This window comes from Blautia sp. CGZ-1-C1 (assembly GCF_056504575.1).
The window spans coordinates 1-5,063 of record NZ_JBWLUT010000186.1 but is presented as its reverse complement, the minus strand read 5'-3'; the positions used below and the strand labels follow the sequence as shown (position 1 = coordinate 5,063).

Annotated in this window: 6 protein-coding genes; 2 read left to right on the top strand and 4 right to left on the bottom strand. The window is 41.4% G+C overall.

All coding sequences use genetic code 11. The features are described from left to right. Positions 1-535 (top strand): NAD(P)-dependent oxidoreductase (locus AC058W_RS17015; protein ID WP_479390393.1); only part of this gene is annotated, 535 nt, incomplete at its 5' end. Positions 536-736: 201 nt separating this feature from the next. Here AC058W_RS17015 and AC058W_RS17010 read toward each other — a convergent pair. The 3 genes from AC058W_RS17010 to AC058W_RS17000 are packed head-to-tail and all read right to left on the bottom strand — an operon-like array spanning position 737 to position 2,444. After that, a complete protein-coding gene (locus tag AC058W_RS17010; protein WP_147324763.1) occupies positions 737-1,048 on the bottom strand; it encodes a hypothetical protein in 312 nt (103 codons plus the stop codon). 5 nt (positions 1,049-1,053) lie between these two features. Continuing rightward, complete coding sequence (locus AC058W_RS17005; protein WP_118248070.1) at positions 1,054-1,605, bottom strand: flavodoxin family protein; 552 nt, start codon at positions 1,603-1,605, stop codon at positions 1,054-1,056. After that, on the bottom strand, positions 1,602-2,444 hold the full coding sequence (locus AC058W_RS17000; protein ID WP_118609648.1) for a deoxyribonuclease IV: 843 nt from the start codon (positions 2,442-2,444) through the stop codon (positions 1,602-1,604). The genes AC058W_RS17005 and AC058W_RS17000 overlap by 4 nt, the downstream gene beginning before the upstream one ends. Positions 2,445-2,936: 492 nt before the next feature. Between AC058W_RS17000 and AC058W_RS16995 the strand changes: the two genes are divergently transcribed. Continuing rightward, the gene (locus tag AC058W_RS16995; protein ID WP_118609647.1) at positions 2,937-4,262 is read left to right on the top strand and encodes a CapA family protein; all 1,326 of its coding nucleotides are present in this window, start codon (positions 2,937-2,939) and stop codon (positions 4,260-4,262) included. 94 nt (positions 4,263-4,356) lie between these two features. Here the strand turns inward: AC058W_RS16995 and queA are convergent. Then, positions 4,357-5,063: tRNA preQ1(34) S-adenosylmethionine ribosyltransferase-isomerase QueA (queA, locus tag AC058W_RS16990; RefSeq protein ID WP_479390392.1), on the bottom strand; the 707-nt coding region annotated here is incomplete at its 5' end.

Below are 5,063 nucleotides of genomic sequence, written 5' to 3'. Positions count from 1 at the left end.
TACAGGTAAAATCGGACAGGCAATGGCAAAAATCTGCAAGGGCTTTGGCATGAGAGTTATCGCTTACGATCTTTATCCGAATAAAAACCTTGATTATCTGGAATATGTATCTCTGGATGAGCTTCTTGCAACCAGTGATCTGATCAGTCTTCACTGCCCTCTTACTAAGGAAACCAAGCATCTCATTAATGAAGAAACTATTTCTAAGATGAAAGATGGCGTGATTCTTGTAAATACTTCCCGTGGTGGTCTGATCAAAACAGAGGATTTGATTTCCGGAATCCGCGATCATAAATTCTTTGCAGTTGGTCTTGATGTTTATGAGGAAGAAACTGATTTTGTATTTGAGGATATGTCCGAGCGTATCCTGCAGAGTTCTATCACTCAGCGTCTTCTTTCCTTCCCGAATGTAGTCATGACTTCTCATCAGGGCTTCTTTACACGCGAAGCACTGGATAACATCGCAGAAACCACTCTGGAAAATGCAAAGGCATTTATGAATGGGGAAGAACTGAAAAACGAAGTTTTTTCTTAATTTGACGGAGTTTTCTTCAACAGAAATCAGGCAGGTATCTGCAATTGAAGCAGGGGACTTACTTGATTCGGTTAAATATTTACTTCTTCTAACGAAAAAAGCACTCCCACGAGTGCTTTTTTCATAAACCGTCAATCGGATATTCACAATCCACTTCCGCTGCTTGCCTATTATAAGCGGAAAATGATGTAGTATTCCTGACTATTTTGAAGTTTTTGTTGTATCTGAGGATGCAGCATCTTTTGCTGTATTTTCTGTTGTATTTTCTGTTTTCGCAGCATCTGCTGTCTCTGCGCTATCTGCATTTTCATCCTCAGGTTCGTCAATCTGCTTCATATCTTCATCAGAAGTGTCCGCATCCATTTCATTGAGCTCTTCTTCTGTCAGCGGCTGAAGGTCGTCCTGATAGATTTCTTTGTTCGTAATATCATCTTCTGACTTTTTTCCACAACCGGCCAGGCCGATAGATGCAAGAAGCATACCTGTAATTATCATGTATCTAAATTTCTTCATTCTATTCATCCTTTCATCTTTAATTTAACTGCCAGATCTTTTATCTCCTGTATCATATCATCCCTGTCTCTGACCGGCACTTTATCTGTACGGTTTACATACACCGTTCCCAGACTCTCACAGCTCATCTGGCGAAGCAGCATTTCTGCTGTGCTCTCTGCTTTCTCTCTTGGTCCGATACTTCCTGCAGCCAGAAGAACAGCTCCTGTTTTTTTCTTCGGAACCGGTTCTTCTTTACGGATATATCTGGCACTGAAATAGGTCTGCAGCCTGCTCATCACTGCAAGAAGCATGCCCGTAACTTCTTCAAAATATACAGGAGAGGCAATAATAATGTGGTCGCATTCCTCAATATAGGAAAGAATCTCCTGCCACTCATCTTTAACCGCACATCCCGCATGGTCAAAACACCATCTGCAATCTATACACGGACGAATCTGTGCCCTGTATGCATCAACCACTTTGTACTCTCCACCGAGATTTTCCTGTAATGTATGGATCATATATGCTGTTTCACCATTTTTCCTCGGTGAACCATTAAAAATCAATGTTTTCATCCCTGTTTTTCCTCATATTCTTTCCTGAGAAGCGCGATCTCACGTGCCCATCCCTCATCATCGTTCGGAGTTTCCAGAATAAACGGAATGCCTTTTGTCGCAGGGTGATTGATCACACGCACAAGTGCTTCCAGTCCAATCTCGCCTTCCCCGAGTCTGGCATGACGGTCTTTGTGACTGCCAAGACCATTCATACTGTCATTTAAATGAATCGCTTTCAGTCTGTCAAGACCGATAATCTGGTCAAACTCAGCAAATACCCCGTCAAGATCATTGACAATATCATATCCTCCATCCCAGACATGGCAGGTATCCAGACAGACGCCCAGTTTCTCTTTCAGTTCCACCTGGTCAATAATCTGGCGCAGTTCCTGAAAGTTTCTTCCTACCTCGCTGCCCTTTCCTGACATTGTCTCGAGAAGGACTGTCGTGCTCTGTTCTTTTGTAAGAACTTCATTCAGGATTTCCGCGATTTTGGCAATTCCTGTTTCCGCTCCCTGACCTACATGGCTGCCCGGATGAAAATTGTAATAATTTCCCGGTGTCAGTTCCAGACGTTTCAGATCATCCGCCATTGTCTCTCTGGCGAACTCTCTCAGATTCTCCTTCGCAGCACAGCAGTTCATCACATATGGCGCATGTGCTACCAGCTTGCCGAAATGATTTTCCTGCTCCAACTGTAAAAATGCCTGTACATCTTGCGGATTAATCTCTTTTGCCTTTCCCCCTCTTGGATTTCTTGTAAAAAATGCAAAAGTGTTACCGCCATTTGCAAGCATCTGTTTTCCCATCGCCAGATATCCTTTGGATGAGCTTGTGTGATTTCCTATATATAACATATCCCATTCCTCTGTCTGTAATATTTATGTAACCTTTTGTCATAGTATTATAACAAAAATGTGGTTTTATGAAAAGACTTATTTGTTGACGATTCTGTGAATTCTCTATATACTTCTTATATAATTTAACTATTCAGTAATCCATTATTCACACAAAATTTTCATATGAATATATCTGTTTTTGTGAAATATAAATTCAGATTCTTATTTCACCTCACAGAGTTTTCCAATGATTTGACCAAATCAAGTAAGTCCCCTGCTTCAATTGCGAAGAGCAATAAGCAGTGGGTGGGGACTTGCTTGTATCAGAAGGGGTACAAGCCCCTTCTGATAAACTGCGAAGCAGTTATTTGGTTATGAGCAAGTAGCGAAAGCGGATTGCGAATATCCGATTGACTTCCTTAACTGTACGGATACTGAATAGAGACCACTGTTTTTTCATTTTTCAGTAATCTGAATGTCCTTATCACTCATAAGAAAGCGAGAATACATATGAATCCTAAATCTAAAAAACCACAGGGCAAAACCTCGACATCCCGCAGAAAAAATATCTACAGAAAATCAAAATATTATCAGGAAAGACGGCAGAAACTACTGATTGCAGCCGGAATCGGCATTTTTGTTCTGGTTTTTATACTGCTTCTGGCAGGAATCCGCGGATGCAGCAACTATATACATTCACGGAAAACCGCTTCCAAAAATGCTGTATCAATGAATGTCTCTTCGGACAGCAGCAAATCCGCTTCTTCGGCTTCTGATCCTTCTGAATCTGATACAGCGTCAGATTCTACCGTAGATTCGCCTGTATCTCTGACTCTCAGTGTTGTAGGTGACTGTACCCTTGGGACAGATGAGACATTTGATTATGACACCAGTTTAAACGCTTACTATGAAAATTATGGTGCCGATTATTTCATGCAGAATGTAAAAAGCATTTTCTCTGCAGATGATCTGACGATTGCGAATTTCGAAGGAACACTTACTGACTCAACCGAACGCGAAGATAAAACATTTGCTTTCAAAGCACCTGCCTCTTATGCTTCTATTTTGACAAATGGTTCTGTCGAAGCGGTAAATACTGCCAATAACCACAGCCATGACTACGGAGATCAGAGTTTCGAAGACACACTCACTGCATTGGATAATGCAGGAATCGTACATTTCGGATATGATGAAACCGCCGTAATGGATATAAAAGGCGTTAAGGTCGGATTAGTCGGCATCTATGAACTGAATGACCACCTTGGCAGAGAACAGCAGTTAAAAGATAATATTGCGAAGGTAAAAGCTGATGGTGCACAGCTAATCGTAGTTATTTTCCACTGGGGAAATGAGACCGAAACCGTCCCGGACAGCAACCAGACAACCCTTGGACGCCTGGCAATTGATGAAGGTGCCGATCTTGTATGCGGACATCACCCTCATGTTCTTCAGGGCATTGAAACCTATAAGGGTAAAAATATCGTGTACAGTCTTGGAAACTTCTGCTTCGGTGGAAACAGTTCTCCAAGCGATATGGACACCATGATCTATCAGCAGACTTTTACCATTGATTCTGACGGCGTCAAAGATGATAATGTGACTAATATTATTCCATGCTCTATTTCTTCCGCAGCGTATGAAGGTTACAATAACTATCAGCCAACTCCTGCCGAGGGCGACGAAGCTACACGAATTTTGAATAAGATCAATGAACGAAGCTCATGGATTTCTACTGAGGAAGGTACTACCTTTACTGCAAAATATAATAGCAGCACAACAGGAAATAATACAGATAGTGCTAATTCTTCTGATAATAACACAGTTGATATGAATTAGGCGCAAAAAGCCGGGAAGTCTTTTCAGATTTCTCGGCTTTCTTTATGTATTTCATATTATCCATTATATAATATAAAATATTTTTATGTTGATATTATATTATTATCATCGCATCTCCAAAAGAGAAAAATCTATATCTTTCCTGTACTGCCGTCTCATAGGCGCGCATGATATTTTCCTTACCAGCCAGTGCGGATACCAGCATCAGAAGTGTGGACTCCGGCAGATGGAAGTTTGTGATCAATCCATCGATCATTTTGAATTTATATCCCGGATAAATGAAAATCTCTGTCCAGCCGCTTCCTGATCTCAGGATTCCATCTTCTCCTGTTGCGGATTCCAGAGTTCTGCAGCTCGTGGTTCCTACGGAAATAACACGTTTTCCTGCTTTCTTTGTATCGTTGATCAGCTTCGCCTGATCTTCTTCTACAATATAGAATTCAGAATGCATATGGTGGCTTTCCACATCATCAACCTTTACAGGGCGGAAAGTTCCAAGGCCTACATGAGAAGTCACATGAGCGATATTCACGCCTTTTTCTTTCACCTTTTCCAGCAATTCCTTTGTAAAATGCAAACCTGCGGTCGGTGCTGCTGCGGATCCTTCATTCTTTGCGTAAACAGTCTGATAACGGTTCTTGTCTTTCAGTTTATGAGTAATATATGGTGGCAGAGGCATTTCTCCAAGCTGATCCAGAATCTCCTCAAAGATTCCTTCATAATGGAACTGAATCAGGCGGTTTCCCTCTTCCACAACATCAATGATCTCACCCTTTAAAATTCCATTTCCAAATGTGATCT

What these genes read in the sequence shown, in the direction of transcription:
- AC058W_RS17010 (WP_147324763.1), bottom strand. Translation starts at nt 1,048, where the DNA reads ATGAAGAAATTTAGATACATGATAATTACAGGTATGCTTCTTGCATCT.
- AC058W_RS17005 (WP_118248070.1), bottom strand. Translation starts at nt 1,605, where the DNA reads ATGAAAACATTGATTTTTAATGGTTCACCGAGGAAAAATGGTGAAACA.
- AC058W_RS17000 (WP_118609648.1), bottom strand. Translation starts at nt 2,444, where the DNA reads ATGTTATATATAGGAAATCACACAAGCTCATCCAAAGGATATCTGGCG.
- AC058W_RS16995 (WP_118609647.1), top strand. Translation starts at nt 2,937, where the DNA reads ATGAATCCTAAATCTAAAAAACCACAGGGCAAAACCTCGACATCCCGC.